Source organism: Actinomyces vulturis (assembly GCF_001687305.1).
Taxonomy (GTDB): Bacteria; Actinomycetota; Actinomycetes; order Actinomycetales; family Actinomycetaceae; genus Actinomyces; species Actinomyces vulturis.
The window spans coordinates 414,307-420,311 of sequence record NZ_LZRK01000004.1 but is presented as its reverse complement, the minus strand read 5'-3'; the positions used below and the strand labels follow the sequence as shown (position 1 = coordinate 420,311).

The following is a 6,005-nucleotide window of genomic DNA, read 5'->3' as shown; positions in this document are numbered from 1 at the left end:
GGGTGTGGGAGAGTAGGACGCCGCCGTACATATACTTGTGAGGGTTGAGCCCCGCTGCCATGTTTGTGTGGTTGGCGGGGCTCCCCCACACCCACCACCACTTTTAATCATTATCACGTCGAAAATATCCACGAGAAGTAGTCAATAGATTAGTGAACTTGGCAGAGTAGTGCCGTGACTACGACAGACGATAATCAACCGAACCACGAGGTACGCCTTAGCGCACACGGCGTACCTATTCCAGACCCGCGTGACCTCACTCCTGAAGAAGGACTAGACGCTGACCGCCTCATGCTCCAATCAGGCGCCGTACTGCGTCTAGGCAGGCTCATGATGGCAAGCGGTGCAGGCGCATACCGTGTGAAGTCCTCAATGGCGCGAGTAGCATCTGCAGTCGGCCTAGACCGTCATGAGGCCTCGGTGTCTCTTACCGAAATCGTGACCTCTTCGTATGTGGGAGAGCGCTTCCGTACTGAAGCGGCTGAAGAACGTCGCGTGGGCGTGAATGTCGATCGACTCGAAGCACTGCGCAGGATTGTCCACGACATCAAAGCACATGAAACCGTCGAGGAGTTAGAAACTAAACTCGACCAAGTCGAGAAGATGAAACCCCTCTATGGGCCCTTTGCTAATGCTGCAGCCTCTGGTGTGGCTTGTGCAGGCTTCTGCTTCCTTAATAAAGGCGGTTGGATTGAGTGCTTCGCTGTGCTTATCGCTGCCTTCATTGGCCAGTACATTCGTCGTTTCATGCTTCATCGCTCTTACCAACATTTCTTCACCTGGATGGTCTGTGGCGTGGTCGCATCTTCCACCTACATGGCTGTGATCAGCATGCTCGACTACTTCGGCGTCATTTCCGGAAACCACCAGGGCGGTATCATCTCAGCCATCCTCTTCCTTATTCCTGGTTTCCCAATGGTGACCAGCATGCTTGACCTTGCACGTCAAGATTTTTCCTCCGCAATCTCGCGCGGTGCCTATGTACTGACAGTGATGGCTAGCGCTGGTATCGCGGTATGGTCTGTTACTTTCATGTTCGGCTGGGACATTGAGCATATCGAAGCCACCATGCCCACAGGCTTTACCCTCTACGCATTACGGTTCATTTGCTCTTTCGTCGCCGCATATGGCTTCGCCATGCTGTTCAACGCTGGTAAACGCGCAGCGACTATGGCAGCGCTCGTTGGCGCACTGGCCAATACCGGACGCCTTTTTATCATTGACGTCTTTCACGTGCCGTGGCAGATGGCTGTCGGCCTGGCTGCTGTTGCCATTGGATTGCTCGCCCAGTTGTTTGTCTCTCGCGTCTCTCAGAGCCGCGTAGCCCTCTCCGTCCCGGCCGTGGTCATCATGATCCCGGGTGTGCCCTTCTACCGTGCCATTAGCGCTCTGAACAACCATTCCGTGGATGTCAATGTTGCTGTTGGGCAGGCAGCAGGAAACCTTGCTGAGGTCTTCTTTGTCATCACCGCAATCGGTGTGGGTCTGGCGATGGCTCGTATCATCACTGACCGTAATTGGCGCCACGACACAGCAACTTCTGTTCTTCCTCACCTCGGCGATTGAGAACACCGACATGACAACTCGACCTCAGTGAGATATCGAGTTGTGATGACCGCTTTGTTTAACAGGATCAAGCGTGGGGGCCGCGCCTAGTGCGCGGCCCCCACGCTTATTCATCGTCGTTATTCAGAGCCTAATGGGCAGAGATGGAACTGTTTGCCGTTGAGTGCGTACAGCGCGGTGATGAGAATAGGGTTTTGCTGCGCAGGAGCAAATCCGGCGTGCTTTGCACGCCAGAACGTCATTGTCATCAACGCTTATAGGCCACCAAGGACTTGCGCGATGAAGATTTTCACGATCATGGCCACGGGATAAACCATGGCGTAGCCCAGGGCTACACGGGGGTCAGAACCCGTACGCTCGTTGGCGAAGGCCAGGACAGCGGGCTGTGTCTGAACACCACCAAGCAGACCGGCCAAGCGAGTCCCACCCATATGGATGATCCACCGCATTGAGGTATACATGCCGGCCCCCACAATCGTGGTGATCACACAACCGACCACAGCAATACGCCACCAGTCACCGCTGGAGAACGCAGCAGCAATCTGACCGCCGGCCTTGGAACCGGCCTGTGCCAAGAAAATCAGCAAACCGAATTCGCTAAGCACCTGGCAGGCAGTGAAAGGCATGGCAGTGACGAAACTCTTAATGCGCCCAATTTTGCCGAATACTAATCCAACAATTAGTGTGCCTGCGGCAGAACCGATGGAGAAGGTAGCACCCGTGGGAGTCAGAAACTTCCATTCGCCGATGAAAATCCCTAGCGCCATACCTAAACCTAAAGCCACGGGATTGATCGAGGACAATCCGCGGGCACTGTCACCGAAGAACTTCGAGATCTCCTGAATCTTCGACGTCGGTGCAACAACGCGGACACGGTCACCTTGCTGGAGAACCAAGTCCGGGGTAGCCACCATATCCACATCACCACGACGAACACGGGAAAGAGTGGCACCAAAGGTGCGATCAATTTGAAGGCTTTCCACCGTGCGTCCAGCAATCTTCGGGTCAGAGACAGTAATACGACGGAAATCCAGGTATTTACGATCCTCAATCAATGAATGAGATGAGCCGTGTCCGAGTTCCTTGACCACGCGGTTGACTACATCTTTGGTACCAACGACAGTTACCAGATCATCCTTATGGAGAAGATCGTCTGATGTCGGTCGGGAAACGGGTCCTTCTTCACCGCGACGTAAACGGGAGAATTTTAATTCGTGTCCCAGTCGGGCAGTGATGTCACCCACCCGAGGATTGTCATCACGCTCAACGCGGATAGTGCGGTTGAGCAAAGGATCGGGAGTGTCCTTATCGGAGCGGCGGTAATGCAGGGCAAGCAAGGTGAAAATGAGCATGCCCACCACGCCATAGAGGTAAGAAACCGCATAGCCCACAGTAGCTACCGCTGCACCACTCTCATTGCCAGCGGTCACAGCAGCGTTACCAGCAGCGGCTAGTGCTGGGGTATTTGTAATAGCCCCAGCGAAGGTACCGGCGATCATCGCTGAATCTAAGCCAAGTAGGCGGCCTAGGCCCACGCCCGAGGCAGCCGCCACCACGAGCACAGCAATCATGATGAGAATCGGGCCCCAGGCAGTCTTCAACACGTGAAAAAAGTTAGGACCAGAGGAAATCCCAATAGCAAAGGTGAAAATTGCCAGACCCAAAATACCCATGGCGTGGGGAACTTCCAAGGTGATCCCATAGGAAGCTGACCACGCAGCAACAGCAATAGCGGTGAAAAGAACGGCTGCAGCACCGAGACTTACCCCTCGGACTTTGATGTGTCCAAAGAGCATGCCCACACCAACGAGGAGGAACAGCACTAGGACGGGGTTATCGGCGAGGTGGTTAAAGATCAACTCCACGAGGCTCGATCCCTTTCAGGCGCAGGCACAGGACGTGATCGTCGTTGTCACGCCAGGGCCTATTGTGGCATAGGGCACAGCAGTAGAGGTGGTCTTTAGTCCCGAAAAACCGGCTACCGTGATTCGTCATAACGTCTTGGTACGTTAGCCTTGAGCCTAGGTGACATTGAGCACCGGCAGACCCCCGCGGCGTCGGCTCTGATAGTCACCATCGACGCCACGGCAATGAACAGGAGCATCGTATGGGCGAATCACCCGCACAGGCGAGCACAGGGGAGATGATGACTGGTGCGCAGGCACTGGTGAAATCTCTCGAACTCATGGGAGTCACTGATGTTTTCGGTATGCCTGGTGGCGCAATTCTCCCTGTCTACGATCCCATTTTCCTGTCCACAAAAATTCGCCATATCCTCGTTCGCCACGAACAAGGAGCCGGTCACGCAGCAGAAGGCTACGCACTCGCTACGGGACAAGTCGGCGTCTGTATCGCTACGTCTGGGCCCGGCGCCACCAATCTCATCACCGCCATTGCTGATGCCCATATGGACTCTGTTCCTATGGTCGCCATCACCGGCCAGGTCTCCCACTCTTTCATCGGCACTGACGCTTTCCAAGAAGCGGACATCGTGGGTGCAACCATGCCCATGACCAAGCACTCATTCTTGGTAACGGACCCTGCTGAAATACCTCAGCGCGTGATGGAAGCCTTTCACATTGCGTCCACCGGTCGCCCTGGTCCCGTTCTCATCGACCTGACGAAGGACGCACAGGTCGGCATGATGGAATTCTCTTGGCCTGAGAGCATGGAACTGCGTGGCTATACCCCCCCACAGGTTGGCGATACCGATGCCATCGAAAAGGCTGCTCAACTCATCATCGACGCCGAACGGCCCGTTTTCTACCTCGGTGGCGGCCTGGCACGCGCCCAGTGTAGTGACGATCTGATCAAACTTATCGATGTCACCGGAGTCCCCTTCACCACGACACTCACCGCGCTTGGCGTGGTTCCCTCCACCCATCGGCTGAACCTGGGCATGCCCGGCATGCACGGAACCGTCGCAGCTGTTGGTGCAATTCAGCGCAGCGACCTACTGATCACCCTCGGTGCACGCTTCGATGACCGCGTGACAGGCAAACTCGATTCCTTCGCCCCTCATGCCCGCGTCATTCATGTTGATGTTGACCCTGTGGAACTGGGAAAGAACCGTACTGCTGATGTGGGTATTGTTGGCAACCTCGCCGATGTGGTGCCCGCACTGACCAAAGCAATCGAACGTTTGGTCAGTCAGCAGGAGCACACGGATCAACACCACATTCCTACGCTATGGAGCGCTGAACTGGATAAGATCAAGCGTATCTACCCTGTGGGGTGGGAAGATCCCTCAGATGGCCTAATGAGCCCCCAGGCTGTAATCAAGCGTTTAGGTGAACTCAGTCCCGAGGAAACTATCTGGGTAACCGGTGTGGGCCAGCATCAAATGTGGTCCGCTCAGCACTTGCCTCACCTGGGCCCCAATAGTTGGCTTACCTCCGCTGGATTGGGAACTATGGGCTATGGAGTACCTGCAGCCATGGGCGCCAAGGTTGGTGCTCCTGAGCGTCCCGTCTGGCTTATTGATGGTGATGGATGCTTCCAGATGACGAACCAAGAACTGACCACCTGTACTCTGAACAACATTCCTATCAAAGTCGCCATCATTAACAATTCATCACTGGGTATGGTGCGTCAGTGGCAGACTCTTTTCTACGGCTCTCGCTACTCCAATACAGACCTCCACACCGGACACGGCACCGAGCATATTCCGGACTTCGTCAAACTTGCCGAAGCTTACGGAGCAGTGGGCTTGCGTTGTGATACCGAAGATCACCTTGATGAGGTGATTGCTCAAGCAAACGCCATTACCGACCGTCCCGTGATCGTTGACTTCACCGTCAGCGCTGACGCACAAGTCTGGCCCATGGTTGCCGCCGGCGTATCCAACGATGAAATTCAGCATGCGCGGGGCATGAGCCCTGTCTGGGAAGAGGAGTGAGCAGATGTCCAGCACACACCACAGCGCCACCGGCGCAGTTACTACTCACACTCTTTCCGTTTTGGTTGAGAACAAGCCTGGCGTCCTTACCCGCGTCACCGCACTGTTTTCACGTCGCGGATTCAACATTGACTCCTTGGCTGTTGGCCCCACTGAGCGCCCGGACGTCTCCCGTATTACAGTGATTGCTCGTGCCCATGACGCAGCCATGGATCAGATCACCAAACAACTCGATAAACTTATTAACGTGCTCAAAGTTGAAGAACTCAAACCTGAAAGCACCGTTGAGCGTGAATTGCTCCTCATTAAGGTCCACGTCGGTGATGACCAGCGGGCCAATGCCGTTCAGATTGTTGACCTCTTCCGTGCACACGTCGTTGATGTTTCGCCTGAATCCCTTGTAGTGGAAACCACCGGCTCACGAGCTAAGGTCCAGGCGCTCTTGACCGCACTTAGCCCATATGGGCTGGCAGAAATTGTTCAATCGGGAACCGTAGCAATCGGCCGCGGTCCCCAGTCCCTCACGGACGCCATTAGTTGA

At 55.1% G+C, this 6,005-nt stretch carries 4 protein-coding genes; 3 read left to right on the top strand and 1 reads right to left on the bottom strand.

Translation table 11 applies throughout. The features are described 5' to 3' along the window. The first annotated feature begins 291 nt into the window (after positions 1 to 291). Positions 292 to 1,566, top strand: a complete 1,275-nt coding sequence (locus A9753_RS08610; RefSeq protein WP_083090449.1) for a threonine/serine exporter family protein — start codon at positions 292 to 294, stop codon at positions 1,564 to 1,566. A 254-nt stretch (positions 1,567 to 1,820) separates the two neighbouring features. Here A9753_RS08610 and A9753_RS08605 read toward each other — a convergent pair whose 3' ends face one another. Further along, positions 1,821 to 3,431: an aspartate:alanine exchanger family transporter gene (locus tag A9753_RS08605; protein WP_067783245.1), complete on the bottom strand. Its 1,611-nt coding sequence runs from the start codon at positions 3,429 to 3,431 to the stop codon at positions 1,821 to 1,823. Between the two features lie 242 nt (positions 3,432 to 3,673). Here A9753_RS08605 and A9753_RS08600 point away from each other — a divergent pair, with 242 nt between their 5' ends. Together A9753_RS08600 and ilvN are read left to right on the top strand one after the other, a co-directional pair. After that, a complete protein-coding gene (locus A9753_RS08600) occupies positions 3,674 to 5,464 on the top strand; it encodes an acetolactate synthase large subunit (protein WP_067783242.1) in 1,791 nt (596 codons plus the stop codon). 4 nt (positions 5,465 to 5,468) lie between these two features. Beyond that, entirely contained in the window at positions 5,469 to 6,005 is a 537-nt protein-coding gene (gene ilvN / locus A9753_RS08595) for an acetolactate synthase small subunit (protein ID WP_067783240.1), read from the top strand.